18 protein-coding genes are annotated in these 18785 nt (G+C 70.5%); 10 read left to right on the top strand and 8 right to left on the bottom strand.

The annotated features are described in order from the left end of the window. The first annotated feature begins 28 nt into the window (after positions 1-28). The 4 genes from ABZT87_RS10285 (at position 29) to ABZT87_RS10270 (ending at position 3527) form a co-directional block, all read left to right on the top strand. Positions 29-532: a pyridoxamine 5'-phosphate oxidase family protein gene (locus ABZT87_RS10285; protein WP_354858226.1), complete on the top strand. Its 504-nt coding sequence runs from the start codon at positions 29-31 to the stop codon at positions 530-532. 157 nt (positions 533-689) lie between these two features. Beyond that, on the top strand, positions 690-1718 hold the full coding sequence (locus tag ABZT87_RS10280) for a 6-phosphofructokinase (RefSeq protein ID WP_354858266.1): 1029 nt from the start codon (positions 690-692) through the stop codon (positions 1716-1718). A 163-nt stretch (positions 1719-1881) separates the two neighbouring features. Further along, a complete protein-coding gene (gene proC, locus ABZT87_RS10275; protein ID WP_354858227.1) occupies positions 1882-2700 on the top strand; it encodes a pyrroline-5-carboxylate reductase in 819 nt (272 codons plus the stop codon). Positions 2701-2897: 197 nt separating this feature from the next. Then, positions 2898-3527 (top strand): SLATT domain-containing protein, encoded by a 630-nt coding sequence (locus ABZT87_RS10270; RefSeq protein ID WP_355134929.1) that lies wholly within the window; start codon positions 2898-2900, stop codon positions 3525-3527. Here ABZT87_RS10270 and ABZT87_RS10265 read toward each other — a convergent pair. Both ABZT87_RS10265 and ABZT87_RS10260 read right to left on the bottom strand, forming a co-directional pair. Beyond that, positions 3485-4411 (bottom strand): HAD-IA family hydrolase, encoded by a 927-nt coding sequence (locus tag ABZT87_RS10265; protein WP_355066896.1) that lies wholly within the window; start codon positions 4409-4411, stop codon positions 3485-3487. The two genes, ABZT87_RS10270 and ABZT87_RS10265, sit on opposite strands and share 43 nt — an antisense overlap. Continuing rightward, positions 4408-6096: a metallophosphoesterase gene (locus ABZT87_RS10260; protein ID WP_355134927.1), complete on the bottom strand. Its 1689-nt coding sequence runs from the start codon at positions 6094-6096 to the stop codon at positions 4408-4410. Before ABZT87_RS10260 ends, ABZT87_RS10265 begins: the two co-directional genes overlap by 4 nt. 355 nt (positions 6097-6451) lie before the next feature. Between ABZT87_RS10260 and ABZT87_RS10255 the strand changes: the two genes are divergently transcribed. Then, complete coding sequence (locus tag ABZT87_RS10255; protein ID WP_234586913.1) at positions 6452-6802, top strand: DUF2203 domain-containing protein; 351 nt, start codon at positions 6452-6454, stop codon at positions 6800-6802. Positions 6803-6915: 113 nt separating this feature from the next. On the opposite strand, the gene ABZT87_RS10250 is transcribed toward ABZT87_RS10255, so the two are convergent. From ABZT87_RS10250 to ABZT87_RS10235, 4 genes are all read right to left on the bottom strand, one after another. Next, complete coding sequence (locus tag ABZT87_RS10250; RefSeq protein WP_355134925.1) at positions 6916-7587, bottom strand: class F sortase; 672 nt, start codon at positions 7585-7587, stop codon at positions 6916-6918. Continuing rightward, positions 7557-8411 (bottom strand): DUF4397 domain-containing protein, encoded by an 855-nt coding sequence (locus ABZT87_RS10245; RefSeq protein WP_355134923.1) that lies wholly within the window; start codon positions 8409-8411, stop codon positions 7557-7559. Before ABZT87_RS10245 ends, ABZT87_RS10250 begins: the two co-directional genes overlap by 31 nt. 547 nt (positions 8412-8958) lie before the next feature. After that, on the bottom strand, positions 8959-9624 hold the full coding sequence (locus ABZT87_RS10240; RefSeq protein WP_354858233.1) for a methyltransferase domain-containing protein: 666 nt from the start codon (positions 9622-9624) through the stop codon (positions 8959-8961). Positions 9625-9703: 79 nt separating this feature from the next. Beyond that, a complete protein-coding gene (locus ABZT87_RS10235) occupies positions 9704-9928 on the bottom strand; it encodes a GntR family transcriptional regulator (RefSeq protein ID WP_354858235.1) in 225 nt (74 codons plus the stop codon). Between the two features lie 553 nt (positions 9929-10481). On the opposite strand from ABZT87_RS10235, the gene ABZT87_RS10230 reads away from it, so the two are divergent. Further along, complete coding sequence (locus ABZT87_RS10230; protein ID WP_355134921.1) at positions 10482-12083, top strand: glycosyltransferase 87 family protein; 1602 nt, start codon at positions 10482-10484, stop codon at positions 12081-12083. Between the two features lie 27 nt (positions 12084-12110). Here ABZT87_RS10230 and ABZT87_RS10225 read toward each other — a convergent pair whose 3' ends face one another. Beyond that, positions 12111-12785: an NAD(P)-binding domain-containing protein gene (locus ABZT87_RS10225; RefSeq protein WP_355134919.1), complete on the bottom strand. Its 675-nt coding sequence runs from the start codon at positions 12783-12785 to the stop codon at positions 12111-12113. 343 nt (positions 12786-13128) lie between these two features. Next, the gene (locus ABZT87_RS10220) at positions 13129-13623 is read right to left on the bottom strand and encodes a glutathione peroxidase (protein ID WP_354858242.1); all 495 of its coding nucleotides are present in this window, start codon (positions 13621-13623) and stop codon (positions 13129-13131) included. 176 nt (positions 13624-13799) lie between these two features. Between ABZT87_RS10220 and ABZT87_RS10215 the strand changes: the two genes are divergently transcribed. From ABZT87_RS10215 to ABZT87_RS10200, 4 genes are all read left to right on the top strand, one after another. Then, complete coding sequence (locus ABZT87_RS10215) at positions 13800-15434, top strand: glycosyl hydrolase family 18 protein (RefSeq protein WP_354858245.1); 1635 nt, start codon at positions 13800-13802, stop codon at positions 15432-15434. Between the two features lie 180 nt (positions 15435-15614). Next, a complete protein-coding gene (locus ABZT87_RS10210) occupies positions 15615-16127 on the top strand; it encodes a nuclear transport factor 2 family protein (RefSeq protein ID WP_355066888.1) in 513 nt (170 codons plus the stop codon). A 91-nt stretch (positions 16128-16218) separates the two neighbouring features. Then, positions 16219-17625 carry a class II 3-deoxy-7-phosphoheptulonate synthase gene (locus ABZT87_RS10205; RefSeq protein WP_354858250.1) on the top strand — a complete coding sequence of 469 codons (1407 nt, stop codon included), beginning with the start codon at positions 16219-16221 and terminating at the stop codon, positions 17623-17625. Positions 17626-17723: 98 nt separating this feature from the next. Further along, on the top strand, positions 17724-18755 hold the full coding sequence (locus tag ABZT87_RS10200; protein WP_355134917.1) for a GntG family PLP-dependent aldolase: 1032 nt from the start codon (positions 17724-17726) through the stop codon (positions 18753-18755). The last annotated feature ends 30 nt before the right edge of the window (positions 18756-18785 follow it).

Raw genomic sequence — 18785 nt, 5'->3', positions numbered from 1 at the left:
TCGACCAGTCGAGCCGAGGGAGACTGCCATGAGCAACGATCCGACCAGCGTCGCCGAGGCCCGGACGCGGGTCACCGAGCTGGTCCGCGCCGCACGGATCTGCATGCTCACCACGATCGCGCTGGACGGGCGGCAGGTGAGCCGGCCGATGGGGCTGCAGGAAGCCGAGTTCGACGGCGACCTGTGGTTCTTCGCCTACGCAGACTCCGCCAAGGTGCGCCAGATCCGGGTGAACCCGGAGGTCAACGTCGCCTTCTCGGACCAGAAGCACAACGCCTGGGTGTCGGTCTCGGGCACCGCCAATGAGGGCTTCGACGCCGAGCGCGCCCGGCGGCTGTGGAACCCGGTGCTCAGGACCTGGTTCCCGGACGGGCTGGACACGCCCGGCCTGACGCTGATCAAGGTGCACGCCAGCTCCGCCGAGTACTGGGACTCGCCGAGCAGCACCGTGGTCAATCTGCTCGGGTTCGCGAAGGCCGCCGTCACCGGCCACCCGCCGGCGACCGGCGAGAACCGCGAGGTGACCTACTGACCCGCCGCCCCCGGGGCGCGCTGTCGTCGCGCAGGTAGGCCGACTACAGTTCGCAGTGACGGCCCGCCCCGGGCCGGCAATGGCGCCGATGGTCTGACTTGACACATACCTGGGGCATATCGGGCTTTACCTGATGCTCCAGGAGGATGAGCGGATCATGCGTATCGGCGTGCTCACCGGCGGCGGCGACTGCCCAGGTCTCAACGCGGTCATCCGGGCGGTGGTCCGCAAGGGCGTCGCCACCTACGGTCACGAGTTCGTGGGCTTCCGGGACGGTTGGAAGGGCCCGCTGGAGGGTCTGTCCCGTCCCCTGGGCATCGCGGACGTCCGCGGCATCCTGCCCCGTGGCGGCACCATCCTCGGTTCGTCCCGGACCAACCCGTTCAAGATCGAGAACGGCGTCGAGCGGATCAAGGACAACCTCGCCAGCCAGGGCGTGGACGCGCTGATCGCGATCGGCGGCGAGGACACCCTCGGCGTGGCCACCAAGCTCTACGAGCTGGGCGTGCACGTCGTCGGCGTGCCGAAGACGATCGACAACGACCTCGGCGCCACCGACTACACCTTCGGCTTCGACACCGCGGTCAACATCGCGATGGAGGCCATCGACCGGCTGCACACCACCGCGGAGAGCCACCACCGCACCCTGGTCGTCGAGGTGATGGGCCGGCACGCCGGCTGGATCGCCCTGCACGCCGGCCTGGCCGGCGGCGCCAACGTGATCCTGCTGCCCGAGCGGCAGTTCGACGTCGACCAGGTCGCCGGCTACGTCGAGAAGCGCTTCCAGCACCAGTACGCCCCGATCGTCGTAGTCGCCGAGGGTGCCCAGCCGCTCGACGGTCAGATGGTGCTCGCCAACCAGGAGCTGGACTCGTTCGGCCACGTCCGCCTCGGCGGCATCGGCCAGTGGCTGGCCGAGCAGCTGGAGGCCAAGACCGGCAAGGAGGCCCGCACCGTGGTGCTGGGCCACATCCAGCGCGGTGGCACCCCGACCGCCTTCGACCGGGTGCTCGCCACCCGCCTGGGCCTGCAGGCCATCGACGCGGTCAACGACGGCGACTGGGGCAAGATGGTCGCGATGCAGAGCACCGACATCGTCCGGGTGCCCCTCGCGGAGGCCACCCGCGAGCTGAAGACCGTGCCGCTGGAGCGGTACGCCGAGGCCGAGGTCTTCTTCGGCAGCTGATCGACGGTAGGCGGCGCGGCGGGCCACGGGGCCAGCCGCGCCGCGACCCGACGTTCGGCGGCGTATCGGGCCCACAGCCCGCCACGCCGCGACCCGACGTTCGGCGGCGTATCGGGCCCACAGCCCGCCACGCCGCGACCCGACGCGAGGGGGTACGGCCGAGATGTCAGCCGAGGTGCACACGGTCGCGGTGATCGGCGCGGGCAAGATCGGTGAGCTGATGCTCTCCGGGCTGCTGCGCTCCGGATGGCCGGTGGAGCGGCTGCTCGCCACCGCCCGCCGACCGGCCCGCGCCGAGGAGTTGACCGCCCGCTACGGCGTCCGGGTGGTCGACAACCTGGCCGCCGTCGACGAGGCGGCCGTGCTCGCGGTCTCGGTCAAGCCACAGGACGCCGCCGCGCTGCTGGACGAGATCGGCCCCAAGGTGCCCGCCGACAAGCTGGTCATCTCGCTCTGCGCCGGCCTGCCCACCAGCTTCTTCAACCGCCGACTGCCCGACGGCACCCCGGTGGTCCGCGTCATGACCAACACCCCGGCGCTGGTCGACCAGGCGATGACGGCCATCTCGGCGGGCGCGTACGCCACCGGGGAACACCTCGCCCTGGCCGAGGAGATGTTCAAGCCCCTCGGCCAGACCATCCGGGTGCCCGAGTCGCAGCAGGACGCGGTCACGGCGCTCTCCGGCTCCGGCCCGGCCTACTTCTACCTCCTGGTCGAAGCCATGATCGACGCCGGGATCCTGCTCGGACTGCCCCGGCAGGTGGCGCACGAGCTGATCGTGCAGACCGCGATCGGCTCCGCCGTGATGCTGCGCGACTCCGGCGAGCACCCGGTCAAGCTGCGCGAGGCGGTCACGTCGCCCGCCGGCACCACCATCTCCGCGATCCGCGAGCTGGAGAAGCACGGCGTACGCGCGGCGCTGCTCGCCGCGCTGGAGGCCGCCCGGGACCGCGCCCGCGAACTGGCCGCCCAGGCCGACTGACTTCCGCCCGTCACCGGAGCGGTGTTTGCTCTTGAGCGCCGTGCCCTGGCGGTGCAGGCTGTCGGTATGCGGCGAGAGTGTCCTTCGATTCTCGATCTGACGTTTGTACGCGGCTCTCGCCGTTTGCCGCGGTCGGAGGAGTCGTGGTAACCGGCAACGGCCACGTCCGTGAAGTACATCGTGTCCCCCGCCGAGACATGACTATCCGGCCGTTCCCTGTCCTGGCCGCGGAGCAGCAGCCGGAGGTTGTCCTGCAACGCCTGCGTGAGTGGGCGGAGGGTCAGGCTGAGGATTGGGTCGCCTGGTACCTGCGTGACAAGGCGATCCGCCGCACAGCTTCCCGCATTCTGCGCGGTTGTGTCATCCTGCTGGGAATCGCCGGAGGTGTCGTACCACTCGTCAGCGCGGCCAGCGCCGGCCGGGGCGCCAGCTGGGGATACGTCCTCCTCGCCATGGCGGGCGGCTGTCTGGCATTCGATCACTTCTTTGGGCTGTCGTCCGCCTGGATGCGGGATATCGCCACCGTGCAGGCGCTTCAGCGGGCACTCACCGAGTTTAGGTTGGACTGGGCAACCGCAGACTTGAGTACCGCACGTGATGACGACGAGGTGGATCTGGCGGTACGACGCCGTGAGAAACTGATCCGTACGCTTGTGCTGCGCACAGCCGAGCTGGTCGAGGCGGAGACTGGCGAGTGGCTCAGCGAGTTTCGTAGCAACATTGGTGATCTGAACCGGCGAAGCGCGTGGTCCCCGTCAGCGACCCAGCCCGGCGCCGGGTTCGCTCATTCGGCGGACCCGGCTGCCCGGCAATTAGACGCCAACTGAGATCGCCGAGATCCTGGGTCAGCCGCGAATGTGTAGTGCCCAGGTAATTCGTGGAAGGCGTCCAACGTGACGTCAGGCCCAAAGCGGGTCAGGTCGTTACTCGTGTTTTCTGCGGCGGTGACGGCTGCGGGGTCCCAGTGGGACAGCGCGACCAGGTCACGCCAGAGCTCGGGGTCGTGGTGGGTGCCATAACGCGCCCACGCTGCGAGCATTCCCGCTCGTTTGGCCATTACGACGTCCTTGCTCAGGTTGTCACCCACATACAGGCAGCGGTTGGGCGGTACGCCGAGTTGCTCGGCGATCCGACGGGCGATGTCGGGGTTGGGCTTGCGCGCTGTCGGCGGAAGTACACGAACCTCGATCGCGGTAGGGGTCGATGGTCGATCGACGCCTAGAGGGTGCGGTGGTCCGATGAACCGAGGCGCGTAGATCGCTTCCAACATCGCTTCCAGCCCGAGCGCGCGTGCTCGGCTGCTGATGTTCACATCCTTGGCCTCCGTGTGGCCCACGATGCGGCAACCTGTCGACTTGATGGCCTGGAGGGTCCGTTCAACGTCCGCGTAGAGGCGAAGGTGGTGTCGTCGGACTTCGTTGAATGCGGCGAAGGCGGGCAGCAGGTACTCGTGTCGTGCCCGCTGGCTCATGCCGGGAAGGTGGCGCTCGACGGCGGTGGTCTCAAGCAGCGCGAACGGGTGCTCCGTGTTGCCGTGTTTGCGGTGTACGGCCTGGAGGTCGCCACGTAGCTCATCCTCGGACACGTCGAGGAGCTTTGCGGCCTCGGACACCATTGCTCGGACCGCAGGCACGAAGTAAGCGACCCAGTCGTACAACGTGTTGTCCATGTCGAGGATGAGAGCGTTCACCCGCGGGCGTCGGGCGGTCATGGAGAGACGACCTGCCAGGGAGCGATCTCCAGCCGGCCGTCTGTGCCAGTGGCCAAGGGTGCCCTCCAGGTCATGAAGCGTTCGAACGCGCCTTCGTGTTGACTCCGGTACATCTCCAACTCCACGACCGGGCCGGCCATCCTGATCAGGTTGAAGAAGTTACGCCGCCCGTCTGACGATTTCGAGCCGCTGCTTCCGCCGCCCACGATGTTGAAGCGCCCCAACTCCCAGCGCTCGTTGCTGTATTCCGGGAGATGGTACGCCTCGGCTCGCCAGACGAACGCGCGATGCTTGTGGCCGTGCACGACGAGATGTACCCCGTCGCGAGCGCCCATGCGCTGGATCCGGGGCGCATCGACGGCGATCCCAAAACCGGTGGCGTATTCATCGGACGACTCCAGGTCCTCGGTCAGCGCGAGATGGTGGTGCAGCGCGAGTACTCGTAGGGCTGAGCCGGGACTCGACCAGGTCAGGGCGCTCGTCACCTCTCGATATGCGGATTCCTGCACACGGCCCATGCCTGCCAGGAACGACTGGCCCTGTTCCAGAGAGCTGGAGTTGACCGCAGCGACATCCACGAGGTTGCCGCCGGGGAAGACGAAGCGGCGGGCCATTGAGAGGTGGGGTGAAGCCGGGTAGCCATAGAGTGCTTTGAAGAAGTTCCGGTAGTTGGCGGTGGCCTCGGATGGCGCCACCTCAACCGGTGCTCCGTAGTCGTAGGAGTCACTGCGGGTCCACGCGATGTCATGGTTGCCGGGAATGACCACGAGATGCTCCATGCCCAGGCCGAGGAGTCCGTTGGTCAACTTGAAGAGGCCGGCTCGAGCCGCGTCGAACTCCTCACGGGCGGCGACGTAGGTGAGATCGCCCGTTACGAGAACCGCTCCGACTGATCGCTGGTGATGAGCGAGCGCGTTCGAAATTGCGTCAACCATGGTGGGGCGTGTCGCCCCGTCCTCGGTTTCCAGCCGCCACTGATGTTCGGGACGGAACCGGCCGGTCGCGTAGTGCGGATCGGTGAGGTGTAGCAGCCACGGCCCCGGACAGGCGATCGGCTCTGCGGACAGCGCGCCGTCCTCACGCTGCGACGCGGTCAGGAACCGTTCACTGGAATCGCCCGGCTGGGCCGACCGGATTTCCCAAATGGTGGTGTCCATCGCGCGCAGCTCGTCGGCGTCCAGAATCCGCTTGCCCACAAGCCGCTCCAACTGGCTCGCGGGGTGGTGCGGCAACGGCGGCGCCGAGGCGAACGAGAATTTCCCAAAGAACTCGATCGGCTCCTCAGCCAAGGCCACCAGCCGCAGCCAGCCCCGACTGTGCCGACTCGATCGGTAGTACGGAGGAACGCCATCCTGCTCGGCGGTGGGCGGACTGAGCGAAACATAGTTACCCAGATCGTCGGCCTGGGGGACGACTACCCGCTCCACGGATGCCGGATGGACGCTGCCCGTACCGGAGTGGAACAGTCCAATCAGCACCCGCTGCCCTGCGCGCGTCTCCTGTTCCAGAGCCCGCCATATCTCCAGCCGGCCAGGTTCGTTGGGCCGCTTCCACCATCCCCACCAGCACCACCCCCGCTCCTGCAGGACGGCACGATGCTCGGGCAGTGTGTCAGCGACCAGATCGCGGTAGCGGAACAAGAACCGAAGAGCTGGGGACGTGGTGGGGGACGAACCATCGCTCATGCCAGTGAGCCTCCGTTGCACCGACGGATTTCCCGAGAATGAAAGGCTGCTCCGCGAGGAGAACTCTGTATACCTGAGCGCAGCGGCAAGTGACACCCCTGTCCACGGCTCCCACACCCGCAGCCCTGCACTTTCCCGTTCAAGTCCCTTATGGAGCTTGTCGGATGTCCGAAGCTAGCCGGTACGGCTGCTAATAGGTGCCCGACGGGAGCTCTGGCAATGGTGGGACGGTACGTACGCCTGCCAATGCTCGACGAGGGCTGCCGACAGGCATACAGCTCAAGATCCACTTAAGGGAATTCTGATCTCATGCCTGGGGTGACCAGCGGCGCTATGTGACGGGCATACTGGCGACGTGTTCACACTCGCCCAGGCCCGGCACCTGGTGGCCACCCTGCAGCCGCGTGTCGACGAGCTGATCCGGCTCCGCGCCGACCTCGCCGAGCTGCGCGTCGACCTGGCCGACCACGGCGTCAGCGCGCTCGGCGGGCTGGCCGAGGTGAAGGGGCTGGAGGCCCGGCTGCACGCCGTCGTCGAGGAGCTGCACCAGCACGAGATCCAGGTCAAGGGCATCGCGCCGGTGCTGCTCGACTTCCCCGGCGAGCGGGCCGGCCGTGCGGTGCTCTGGTGCTGGCTGGAGGGCGACTCCGACGTGCGCTGGTACCACCGCGCCGAGTGCGGCTTCGCCGGCCGCCGCCCGGTCTGACGCCGGCCCGCCCGGTCTGACGCCGGCCCCGCCAGGCGGTGATCGACTCGGAATCCGGGAATCCGGGGCATCGGGCCGAGCCGGACACCCCGACATCCCGCAAGCCGAGTTGATCAGCCGTCGGCGACCGCGAACACCACCACGTTGTCCCGGTAGTGCCCGCGCCGCCGGTCGAAGTCGCCCCCGCAGGTGACGAGACGCAGCTCCGCCCCGGGCGTCGGGCCGTAGACCACGGCCGTCGGGAACCGGTCCTTGCGGGTACGCAGCGACCCGGTCACCCGGAACGACAGCCACCGCCCGCCGCGCCACACCTGGACCCGGTCACCCGGACGCAGCTCATCGAGCCGGGCGAAGACCGCCGGGCCGCTGCGCGAGTCCAGATGCCCGGCGAGCACGGCCGGGCCGGTGTCGCCGGGTGCCGGGCCGCCGCCGTACCAGCCGGCCGTGTCGAACTCGGTCGGCGGAACGAGGACGCCGGCGCGGTCCAGGCCCAGCACCGTGAGCGCCGAGTCGACGTCGATGCGCGGCACGCGTACCCGCGTGGGTGGACCCTGTGGTCGCGGCGGCGCGGCCACGGACGCGCAGCCGTCGGCGCAGCCGGGGTGCCAGCTCGCGGCCGGCGGCGGCGGGCCGGTCGTCGCCAGCCCGACCCCGGTGCCGGCGGCCAGGCAGACCGCCGCGCCGGCCGCGACCAGCGCGGCCAGCGGCGCCCGGCGGTCGCGGTGGCGTCGGATCGCGGCGGCGGGCCCGATGCTCACCAGGTCGTGCGCCGCCGCCGGCGCCACAGGAGCAGGCTCGCCGCGCCGGCCGCCGCGGCCAACCCGCCGGCCACCAGGGCGTACGCGCCGAACCCTGCGTCGGACGTGCCGCCCGCGCCGGTGTCCACACCGCCGGCCGGTACGACAGTGCCGCCCTCGGCGTCGCGGCGCAGCTCGGCCGTGAGCCCGCCCTGCTTGTCGTCGAGCACCAGCAGCGAGTAGACCGCTCCGCCGGTGAGCCGCACCTCCGCGTCGGTGCTCGGGCCGCCCGCGCCGGTGAGTCGCAGCTTCCAGGTGCCCGGCTCGACCTGCTGGTAGTCCGTGGTGGTGGCGAACTGCACGCCGTCGGCGATCGTCGGCCCGTCGGCGGCGGCCACGTCGAGGACGGGCGTCCGCACCGACGCCTGCACGACGCGCACCTTGGCCCGGCCCTGCCTGGGAGCGCTCAGATCGTCGGTGAGCACCCGCAGCCCCAGGTCGGCGTGCCGACCGACACCGGCCACCGTGTACGCGCCACCACTGGTCACCGCTACCTCGGTGGTGAGCACCGGCGGCTCGCTGGCGGGCGTGCCGGCCTCGCGCATCGCCACCGCGTACCGGCCCGGAGGGAGCTGGAGGTAGTCGGAGACCACGCCGTAGCCGACGCCCGGGAACACTCGCGGCTTCGCGGCGTCGGGGGCGGCCAGGTAGACGTCGACGGCCGGGGTGTCGGGGGAGAGGTGGGCGAGCCGGACGTATCCGACGGTGCCCGCGCTGGCCGGGGCCGCAGCGGCGGCGGCGAGGGCGGTGCCGAGCAGGAGCGCGCCAGCGCCGGCCAGCAGCCGGCGGGACGTGGTACGGAGCGTGTGCATGTCGCCTCCGGAAGGCACGTTCGGTGAACGGGCGGCAACCCACGGACAGAGTCCCGTGTATGGGACTCCGGCGCAAGTTTTGCGTGCAATGTTTCTTCTGCCGCGTTGCCCGTGCCGCGTTGCCCGTGCCGCGTTGCCCGTGCCGCGTTGCCCGTGCCGCGTTGCCCGTGCCGCGTTGCCCGTGCCGCGCTGTCCGCGAGATCGCTGCCCGCGAGATCGTGCTCGATCCAGGATGTAGTGGTCTCGCGTCGGGAGGATGCCACTACATCCAGGTCAACACCGTTTCGTTTGGCGGAACGGCTGTTCGTCGACCGGCACTGCCTCGCCGATCATGGAGTTGTGGTGGGCCACAAAACGCCCGTACCCTGCCAAGGCAGGCACCACAATTCCATGATCGCCGGGGCTTGATCTACCAAGAGTCTTGTTATCCAGCACGGGTTGACCCCGCCGGCCACAGCCCTAACGCAACAGTGTTGACATCCAGGTTCGAGGGCGATCTTGCCGCTTCGCGAGGGAGATCCCGACTCTGGACGCGGGGTTGGTGCCGCTACCGCACCGCGAGGAAGCCGAACAGGTCCGGCACGCCTAGAGAGGTGGACTCGACGAACCGGACCGGTCGGAGGCCGGCGGCCACTGTCGCGTTGAGCAGGTCGGCGAGCGGCACGTGCCAGGCGCCGACCCGGACCCGGACGCCGTCGGTGTTCCAGCTGTCGAAGCTGCGTGACCGGTCCGCGTAGCGCTCGTCGACGACGACGCTCGGGCGCCGGCCCCAGTCGGCGAACGCGCCCACGAAGCACGGGTGCACGCCCACGTGCACGAACCGCCCGCCCGGGCGCAGCACCCGGCCGACCTCACGCAGCACGCCCGGGTAGTCGGGCACGTCGGTGCTGGACAGGACGCACATCGCGGCGGGCAGTGAGGCGTCGGCGATCGGCAGGGCGGTCGCGTCCCCCCGGGCCGCCGGCAGTCGCCCGCGCGCGTGCCGCAACTGCCCGCCGGACAGGTCCACACCCACCGGTGTCCAGCCCAGGTCGCCAGGCACGGACGCGTGCGCGCCGGTGCCGCAGCAGATGTCGAGGCAGGGCCCCGCACCCGTGCCGAGCAGGTCGGCCACGGTCGCGTGCACCCTCCGGAGATAGTCGCCACCGCCCGAGATGAAGCCCTCGTACCAGTCCGCGTGAGCGTCGTACGCCGGTGTGCCCGTCGCTTCCATCCACCGATGCTAGGGACGCACGCCTGGCGCGTGGTCCCCGTTCTTCCGAGGGCAGACGCGGTCGGACCCTCGCAGCCGACTACTCCGCTTCGGCGACGAAGACGCCCTGCCCCTGTTGGCCGTAGACCAGGTTTCGTTGGTGCAGTTCGCGTACGGCCCGGTAGGCGGTCGACCGTGCCACGTTGTAGATCTCGCCAATTTCCGAGACCGAGGGCAGTTGATGGCCGGGCGGGTACTCCCCGGAGTTGATTCTGCGCGCGATGTCGTCGGCGACGCGAAGGTAGTGCGGTGGCCTGGTAGGCATGATCGGCTCTCCTGGACTTCAGCGAAGATCATGCTTCCAGCCGGGACCTGGGCAGGACAAGTGACGACGCGACTCGACTGAGCACAGTGAGAACTTGACTACAGTGAGACAGTGGATACAGTGAGACAGCGGTCGGACGCTTCTGGACTTCAGCATCCCGAGGTTTTCGATCCATCCACCCTGGAGGGCGCGACGCATGGCCTCCGCCCTCCAGGGTGTGCATCTCGTGACCTCGGGAAAGGTGCGGGCGATGGCGATCGATGAGCCGGTGTCCAGGGCGACCGAACTCTTCATGGCGGAGCGGGTCCTCGACGCGCACTGGTCCCGAGCGCGTGATCGGCCCTGGCAGACAGGCGGCTGCCTGGAGTGTCAAGGTCATCACGATTGTCCGCAGTTGGACTGGGCTCTCGGAATCGTGGCGGACGTCGCGTCGGTGCTATTCCAGAAATAGCGCCTGTGCCAGACGGTCGAGGTCGTGCTCGTCGGCGTTGGACTGCGCGGCCAACGGTCGACGGGACCTTCGCTCGGCCTTGCGTTCGCCTATTCTCGGGCGATGCGGGATCGCCGGGTGGCGCTGGCGTGGGCGGCGTTCGGCGTCGTCGCGCTGGTGTCCTGTGTGCTCGTGCTCAGGCGCGGCGACCGGCTCAGCGACCTGCACATCTACTACGGCGCACTGTCCGATCTGCACGCCGGCCGGCCGCTGTACGAGTACCGCGCCCGAAACGGCGGGCCGTTCACCTATCCGCCGTTCGCCGCCCTGGTGCTGGGCCCGATCACCGCCGTCAGCGAGGGCGTACTCCAGGGCGTCTGGCTGGTGGCGACGTGCGCGGCGGTCGTCGCCATCGCCGGCCTGGTCGGCGTCGCGCTGAGCACCGGTCGGTCGCACCGCCCGCTGCTCGTCGCGGTGGCCGCCACGGTGCTGATGCTCTCGGCGCCGGTGCAGAGCAACCTGCGTTTCGGGCAGGTCAGCATCTTCATCGTGTTGCTGGCATTGCTGGACGGGATGGGCGTCGTCCCACCCCGGCTGCGCGGGGTGCTCGTCGGGGTGGCCGCGGCGATCAAGCTGACCCCGCTGCTGTTCGTCGCGTACTTCCTCGCGACCGGGCGCTATCGCGACGCCGGCCGCGCGGTGGCGACGTTCGGAGCCTGTGCCGGGCTGGCGGCGGTCGTGCTGCCCGGCGAGAGCTGGACTTACTGGACCCAGGCGGTCCGGCAGACCTCGCGGATCGGCAACCTGGCCTCGCTGGGCAACCAGTCGGTGCACGGGATGCTGTTGCGCCTCGGGGTCGACGAGGGGGCGCTGCCCGTGCTCTGGGCCGGGCTGGTGGCGGTGATCTGCGGGGCGGCGCTCCTGCGCGCCCGGCAGTTGGCCGGGCAGGGCCGCCCCGGGCACGCGGCGGTCCTCGTCGGCTGCGCCACGGTGGCCGCGTCCCCGGTGTCCTGGACCCACCATCAGGTGTGGCCGGTGCTCGCCGCGATGCTGCTGGTCGGCGCGTCCGGCATCACCCAGCGGGTGGCCGGTGGGGCGTTGCTCGCCGCCATGGTCGTCTCGCTGGGCGCGGTCCTCGGCCCGGTGTCGACGCGGCCGGGCGTGCAGTTCCTGTTCGAGAACGCCCGTGCCGTCGGCGTGTGTCTGCTGTGCCTGGCCGGCTTCGGCGGTGTCGCGGTCGCGACCGCCCGGCGCAACCGGCGATCCGCCGCCCGCCGGGCCTGGCTGCGGGTGAGCGTCTCGGCCGCGGTGGCTCTCGCCTTCTTCGCCGTGCAACCGCTGCCCGCCGGAGCGGACCCGACGTTCAAGGCGTACGCCCTCGGCGACGTCGTCAATCCGCGGTATTTCTTCGTCTGTCGAAGCCCAGCTGAGTGCGCCGCCTATGCCACCGACGCGCCGGTCACCTTCGGCACCCGGGCGGAGAAGACGAAGGTCCGGGTCAACGGTGTGGTCTCCGCGCGGGTGGCCCGGCTGGCGTACTACTCCGCCCCGGGGGGAGCGCCCCGGGACATTCCCCTGCTGGCGGCCTACCCCGGTACGCGGACGTTCTCGTTCCGGTCGGCGAGCATGGCGCAGGGCCGACTCGTCGCGTACGCCGTGGACGGTCAGCCCATCTCCAGCTACGACGACGAACTCGCCGCCGCCCTGGAAACGGCCACCCGGTAGGCGGTCGTCCCAGGACGGCGGCGGTGCTCAGCGGGTGGCGGCGGCCAGCGCGGCGCGCAGCTTCTCGGCGTCACCCGGTGCGGGGCGCTGCCAGTCGGTCGGCGTGGCGGAGTAGGGCACGCCGTACGCCGGGGTGTCCGGCTGGTAACGCCACCCCTCGGCGAGCGGGCCGACATCGACCGCGTCATAACCGATCCGGTCCAGGAAGGCGGTCACCTCGGCCTTCGCGGCGGCGTCGTCACCGGCGATCGCGAGCGCGCTGCGGTCGGCCGCCCCGGCCGGCCGGGGGAGCGCGGCGAGGGCCTTGAAGTAGATGTTGTTGAAGACCTTGACGACCCGCGAGTCCGGCAGGTGCCGCTGGAGCAGCTCGCTGCTGGTGATCTCACCAGCGTCCAGCTCCGGGAAGGCCCCGTCGCGCTCCGGGTAGTAGTTGTTGGTGTCGATGACGACCTTGCCGGCCAGCGGCTGCGCGGGCACCGCCCGGTACGCCTTGAGTGGCACGCTGACCACCACCAGGTCGCCGACCTGCGCCGCGTCCTGCGCCGTGGCGGCGCTGGCCCGCTCGCCCAGCTCGTCGACCAGGTCGGTGAGCGTCTCCGGCCCGCGCGAGTTGCTCAGTACCACGTCGTAGCCGGCGGCCACCGCCAGCCGGGCCACCGTGCCGCCGATGTGGCCGCTGCCGATCAGTCCCACAGTTGTCATGCTTCTTCCCAACTTCGTCCACCCACGACGCATTCCCGACCGGCACGGTGGGTTATTCCGGTTGACCGACGCCGAGCGGCTGCGCGGCCGGCCGGCGTGTGCCGGCGCGGACGCCTGGCTGCGCCGCGAGCCGGTTCTGCACAACGTACTGCGCACGCTGACCGCCGACCGGTCCCGCGGGAATGTGCCACCCGACGGTGGTCGGTCCGGGCGACGCCGCCGCCGACCCCCCGCACCTGGTGATCAAGAGGTTTGCGTCAGATGAAGGCTCACCCCTGACGCAAACCTCTTGATCACCGCGGGCGGGTCAGGGGCGGGCGGGTCAGGCGGGGGCGGGGTGGGGTCAGGCGGGGGTGGGGAGGGTTTTTTCGATCGCCGCGCGGAGGTCTTCGGAGTCGGGTTCGACCGTGGGGGCGAAGCGGGCGGCGACCGTGCCGTCCGGGGTCACCAGGAACTTCTCGAAGTTCCAGCGGACGTCCCCGGTGTGTCCGTCGGCGTCCGGAGTGTCCACCAGCGCGGCGTAGAGCGGGTGCCGGTCGGGCCCGTTCACGTCGACCTTCTCGGTCAGCGGAAAAGTCACCCCGTAGTTGACCTGGCAGAAGTCGCTGATCTCGGCGGCGGTGCCCGGCTCCTGCCCGGCGAACTGGTTGCACGGCACGCCCAGCACCACCAGGCCACGCTCGGCGTAGGTGTCGGCGAGGGTCTGGAGGCCGGCGTACTGCGGGGTGAGGCCGCACCGGGAGGCGACGTTGACCACCAGCAGCGCCCGGCCCCGGTACTGGGCGAGGTCGGCGGGCCCGCCGCTGAGGGCGTCGATCGGGATGTCGAAGACGGTCATGGGCCCGAGGCTACGCGCCGGCCCGCGACCCCCGACCGCTGACCGGCGGCTCGGTGCGGGCGCAGTCCACGCACCAGAAGAAATCGAAACATGGACATCTTGACGAACTGATGACGGCGTGAGTACCGTCTCACCATCTCTTTTGGAAAGTTTCCTAACAGTTCGGGAGACGCCTTATGAAAAGATCGCTCCGCCGGGCCCTCTGGGCCGGTGCCGTGGTCGCCGTGACCGTCGCGGCGGTGCCGATGACGACCGCGTTCGGTGCCGGCTCGGTCACCACCACGTTCGCCAAGGCGCAGGACTGGGGGACCGGTCACGAGACGAAGGTGACCGTGACCAACGGCTCCAGCGCCACGGTCGCCACCTGGCGCATCGAGTTCGACCTGCCGTCAGGCACCACCATCAGCAGCGCGTGGGACGCCGACGTCACGAGCAGCGGCAACCACTACGTCGCCGTCAAGAAGAGCTGGGCCGGCAGCCTCGCGCCCGGCGCCTCGTTCAGCTGGGGCTACAACGGCACCGGCGCCTACAAGGCGCCGCTGAACTGCACCGTCAACGGCGCACCGTGCGGCGGTGGCACCCCGACCACCCCGCCGACCACCACCGCGCCGCCCACCACGGCCCCACCCACCACGGCGCCGCCCACCACCGCTCCGCCCACCACGGCGCCCCCGACCACCACCCCGCCGAACACGGGCGGCAAGAAGGTCGTCGGCTACTTCGCCGAGTGGGGCGTCTACGGCCGCAACTACCACGTCAAGAACATCCAGACCAGCGGCTCGGCCGCCAAGCTGACCCACATCCTGTACGCCTTCGGCAACACCACGGGCGGTCGCTGCACCATCGGTGACAGCTACGCCGACTACGACAAGGCGTACACGGCGGCGGAGAGCGTGGACGGCGTCGCCGACACCTGGGACCAGCCGCTGCGCGGCAGCTTCAACCAGCTGCGCAAGCTCAAGCAGCTGAACCCGCACCTCAAGGTGATCTGGTCGTTCGGCGGCTGGACCTGGTCCGGCGGCTTCACCCAGGCCGCCCAGAACCCGGCCGCGTTCGCCGAGAGCTGCTACAACCTGGTCGAGGACCCGCGCTGGGCGGACGTCTTCGACGGCATCGACGTCGACTGGGAGTACCCGAACGCCTGCGGCCTGACCTGTGACACCAGCGGCCCCAACGCGTTCAAGAACGTGATCGGCGCCCTGCGGTCGAAGTTCGGGTCCAGCGCCCTGGTCACCGCCGCGATCACCGCGGACGGCAGCAACGGCGGCAAGATCGACGCCACCGACTACGCCGGTGCCATCGGCAACCTCAACTGGCTCATGCCGATGACGTACGACTACTTCGGCGCCTTCAACGCCCAGGGCCCGACGGCGCCGCACTCGCCGCTCACCTCGTACACCGGCATTCCGCAGCAGGGCTTCAACTCCGACGCGGCGATCCAGAAGCTCAAGAGCAAGGGCATCCCGGCCAACAAGCTGCTGCTCGGCATCGGCTTCTACGGTCGGGGCTGGACGGGCGTCACGCAGGCCGCACCGGGCGGCAGCGCCACCGGCGCGGCGCCGGGCACCTACGAGGCGGGCATCGAGGACTACAAGGTCCTCAAGAACACCTGCCCGGCCACCGGCACGATCGCCGGCACCGCGTACGCCAAGTGCGGCAGCAACTGGTGGAGCTACGACACCCCGTCGACCATCAACGGCAAGATGACGTACGCGAACAACCAGGGCCTCGGTGGCGCGTTCTTCTGGGAGCTCTCCGGCGACACCAGCAACGGCGAGCTCATCGGCGCCATCAAGGGCGGCCTCGGCTGAGCCGACGGTCGACGCACCACCCACACGGCGGGGAGGGGCCCGCACCGCCTCTCCCCGCCCGTGCCGTACCGGCCCGGTCGACGCCCAGCGTCGGCCGGGCCGCCGGCCTTGGGCAGGTCGGGCCCGATGTGGCAGACTCGCGGCTCGGCACGTCTCGATTCCCCGTCGACGGAGGTGGTCATGCGCCCGATCCACCGCAGGCTGGCGGCGGCCGCCACCGGCCTGGTGCTGCTCCCGGCCGCCCTGGTCGGCTGCGGGATCGGCGGCGGTGACGAGGACGAGTCGACCGCCAAGCCCGAGCGTGCCCCCGCCGAGGAGGCCGGCACCCGGTCCCGCGAGCGCGTGCAGGCGTACCTCGACGCGATGACCGCCAAGGACGTCGCCGCCGGCCGCAGCCAGCTCTGCGAGCTGCTGCACGAAGGGTTCGACCTGGCCGCCACCGGCCCCAACGGCGACTTCGCCGACCACTTCGAGGTGCCCGAGGCGGCCATCACCGACGTCCGGTCCGGCCCGCGCGGCCAGGAGGTCAGCGTCTCGGTCTCGGTCACCGCCGGAAAGAGCAAGGTCACCCGCCCGCTGGTGTTCACCGTCACCCGCGACGGCGGCGACTGGTGCATCGCCGGGGAGGCGCCGGGCGGTAACCCCGCCGCCAGCCCGTCGCCAAACGGGGTCGGCGCCTCACCGGTGTCCTGACCGACCGACATCGGTGGGATTGATCTCCCATCTGCCGGAACCGTCCCCCTCGCCGCTCGGGTACGCCCACGGTCGCCGTACGCTTTCTCTCATGCGCCATGAGTGGCATCAGCTGAGCCATCCCGCGGTAGGCAGCCCGGGCCTGCAGACCAGCCGTCCGACAGTCGACTCCGCCGAGGACGCCGCCCTCGGTCTGGACCGCTGGCGGGAGCTGCCCCGCGAGCAGACCCCACCGTGGTCCGATCCGGCCGCCGTCGCCGAGGTCTGCAAGGTGCTCGACACCGTGCCGTCGGTCGTCGCGCCCTACGAGGTGGACCAGCTCCGGCAGAAGCTGGCCCTGGTCTGCGAGGGCAAGGCGTTCCTGCTCCAGGGCGGTGACTGCGCCGAGACCTTCGTCGACAACACCGAGAGCCACCTGCTGGCCAACGCCCGCACCCTGCTCCAGATGGCGATCGTGCTCACCTACGGCGCGTCGCTGCCGGTGGTCAAGGTCGCCCGGGTCGCCGGCCAGTACACCAAGCCGCGCTCGCTGCCCACCGACGCGCGTGGCCTGCCCGCCTACCGCGGCGACATGATCAACTCGCTGGAGGCCGACCCGGCCGCCCGCGTCGCCGACCCGCAGCGCATGATCCGGGCGTACGCCAACTCGGCCGCCGCGATGAACATGCTGCGGGCGTACCTCGCCGGTGGGCTCGCCGACCTGCACGCGGTGCACGACTGGAACAAGGGCTTCGTGAAGACCTCCCCGGCGGGGGAGCGCTACGAGGCGATCGCCCGGGAGATCGACCGGGCGCTGGCCTTCATCCGGGCCTGCGGGATGACCGACGACGAGGCGCTGCGGACCGTCACCCTCTACTGCTCCCACGAGGCCCTCGCCCTGGAGTACGACCGGGCGCTCACCCGGGTCTCTGACCGCCGGGCGTACGGGCTGTCCGGGCACTTCCTCTGGGTCGGCGAGCGCACCCGGCAGATCACCGGCGCGCACATCGACTTCATCTCCCGGATCGCCAACCCGATCGGCGTCAAGCTCGGCCCGACCACGTCCCCGGACGAGGCGATCGAGCTGTGCGAGAAGCTCAACCCGGACAACATCCCCGGCCGGCTCACCCTGATCAGCCGGATGGGCAACCACCGGGTCCGCGACGCCCTGCCGCCGATCGTGGCCAAGGTCACGGCCTCCGGCGCCAAGGTGGTCTGGCAGTGCGACCCGATGCACGGCAACACCCACGAGTCGTCCAACGGCTACAAGACCCGGCACTTCGACCGGATCGTCGACGAGGTGCTCGGCTACTTCGAGGTGCACCGTGGCCTGGACACCCACCCCGGCGGCCTGCACGTCGAGTTGACCGGTGAGGACGTCACCGAGTGTCTCGGCGGCGCCCAGGGCATCGAGGACCTCGACCTGCCCGACCGGTACGAGACCGCCTGCGATCCTCGGCTGAACACCCAGCAGTCGCTGGAGCTGGCCTTCCTCGTGGCGGAGATGCTGCGTGGCTGACGCGAGGAGTGAGCCTGCGAGCCCCGCAGTCGGCAGTCGAAAGGCAGGTGCCGTGGCTGAGCTGGCGGGCCCCGCAGTCGACGGACGAAGGGATGATCATGGCTGACGCGTTCGTGGACCTGCGTTCCGACACGGTGACCCGGCCGACCGCCGGGATGCGGGAGGCGATGGCCGCCGCCGAGGTCGGTGACGATGTCTACGGCGAGGATCCCACCGTGAACGCGCTGGAGGCGGAGGTCGCCGCGCTGTTCGGGCACGAGGCGGCGCTCTTCGCCCCGAGTGGGTCGATGGCCAACCAGATCGCCCTGCAACTGCTGGTCTCGCCCGGCGACGAGCTGCTCTGCGACGCCGACGCGCACGTCGTCACGTACGAGATCGGCGCCGCGGCCGCGTACGGCGGGATCTCCTCGCGGACCTGGCCCGCTGTCGGCGCGGACATCGACCCGGAGCTGGTCGCCCGGATGATCCGTCTGGACGGCTACTTCGCCGTGCCCACCCGCGCGATCGCCGTCGAGCAGACCCACAACCGGGGCGGTGGCGGGGTTATCCCGCTGGCCACCCTGCGGGAGCTGCGCGGTGTCGCCGACGACGCGGGGGTGGCGCTGCACTGCGACGGCGCCCGGATCTGGCACGCGCACGTCGCCGACGGGGTGCCCCTGACCGAGTACGGCCGGCTCTTCGACACGCTGTCCGTCTGCCTCTCCAAGGGGCTCGGCGCGCCGGTCGGCTCGCTGGTGGTGGGCAGCGCGGAGAAGATCGAACGGGCCCGGCTGATCCGCAAGCGGATGGGCGGCGGCATGCGCCAGGCCGGCATCCTCGCCGCCGCCGGCCGGTACGCCCTCGCGCACCACGTCGACCGGCTGGCCGAGGACCACGCGAGGGCGGCCCGGCTCGCCGAGGCGGTCGCGCCGTTCGGGGTGCTCGCCACAGCGGTCCGCACCAACCTCGTCCCGCTGGACCTGACCAAGCACGCGCTGGACGCCCGCGCTCTGGCCGCCGCCGCACGCGCGGAGGGCGTACTGGTCTCGGTGCTCGGCCCCCGTACCGCCCGCCTGGTCACCCACCTGGGCGTCGACGACACCGCGATCGACCGAGCGGCCACCGCCCTGACCAAGGTCCTGGCCGCCTGACCCACCCCCTGTTGATCAAGAGCTTTGCGT

The organism is Micromonospora sp. NPDC005237 (assembly GCF_040607775.1).
GTDB lineage: Bacteria > Actinomycetota > Actinomycetes > Mycobacteriales > Micromonosporaceae > Micromonospora.
The sequence above is the reverse complement of the archived record's forward strand: the minus strand, read 5'-3'. Positions and strand labels throughout refer to the sequence as shown.

Excerpts from the sequence above, each read along its gene's own strand:
- ABZT87_RS10235 (WP_354858235.1), bottom strand. The coding sequence starts at position 9,928 with ATGCCTACCAGGCCACCGCACTACCTTCGCGTCGCCGACGACATCGCG.
- ABZT87_RS10210 (WP_355066888.1), top strand. The coding sequence starts at position 15,615 with ATGCGCCCGATCCACCGCAGGCTGGCGGCGGCCGCCACCGGCCTGGTG.
- ABZT87_RS10230 (WP_355134921.1), top strand. The coding sequence starts at position 10,482 with ATGCGGGATCGCCGGGTGGCGCTGGCGTGGGCGGCGTTCGGCGTCGTC.
- ABZT87_RS10260 (WP_355134927.1), bottom strand. The coding sequence starts at position 6,096 with ATGAGCGATGGTTCGTCCCCCACCACGTCCCCAGCTCTTCGGTTCTTG.
- ABZT87_RS10200 (WP_355134917.1), top strand. The coding sequence starts at position 17,724 with ATGGCTGACGCGTTCGTGGACCTGCGTTCCGACACGGTGACCCGGCCG.
- ABZT87_RS10220 (WP_354858242.1), bottom strand. The coding sequence starts at position 13,623 with ATGACCGTCTTCGACATCCCGATCGACGCCCTCAGCGGCGGGCCCGCC.
- ABZT87_RS10240 (WP_354858233.1), bottom strand. The coding sequence starts at position 9,624 with ATGGAAGCGACGGGCACACCGGCGTACGACGCTCACGCGGACTGGTAC.
- ABZT87_RS10225 (WP_355134919.1), bottom strand. The coding sequence starts at position 12,785 with ATGACAACTGTGGGACTGATCGGCAGCGGCCACATCGGCGGCACGGTG.
- ABZT87_RS10265 (WP_355066896.1), bottom strand. The coding sequence starts at position 4,411 with ATGACCGCCCGACGCCCGCGGGTGAACGCTCTCATCCTCGACATGGAC.
- ABZT87_RS10205 (WP_354858250.1), top strand. The coding sequence starts at position 16,219 with ATGCGCCATGAGTGGCATCAGCTGAGCCATCCCGCGGTAGGCAGCCCG.
- proC (WP_354858227.1), top strand. The coding sequence starts at position 1,882 with ATGTCAGCCGAGGTGCACACGGTCGCGGTGATCGGCGCGGGCAAGATC.
- ABZT87_RS10270 (WP_355134929.1), top strand. The coding sequence starts at position 2,898 with ATGACTATCCGGCCGTTCCCTGTCCTGGCCGCGGAGCAGCAGCCGGAG.
- ABZT87_RS10215 (WP_354858245.1), top strand. The coding sequence starts at position 13,800 with ATGAAAAGATCGCTCCGCCGGGCCCTCTGGGCCGGTGCCGTGGTCGCC.
- ABZT87_RS10245 (WP_355134923.1), bottom strand. The coding sequence starts at position 8,411 with ATGCACACGCTCCGTACCACGTCCCGCCGGCTGCTGGCCGGCGCTGGC.
- ABZT87_RS10285 (WP_354858226.1), top strand. The coding sequence starts at position 29 with ATGAGCAACGATCCGACCAGCGTCGCCGAGGCCCGGACGCGGGTCACC.
- ABZT87_RS10280 (WP_354858266.1), top strand. The coding sequence starts at position 690 with ATGCGTATCGGCGTGCTCACCGGCGGCGGCGACTGCCCAGGTCTCAAC.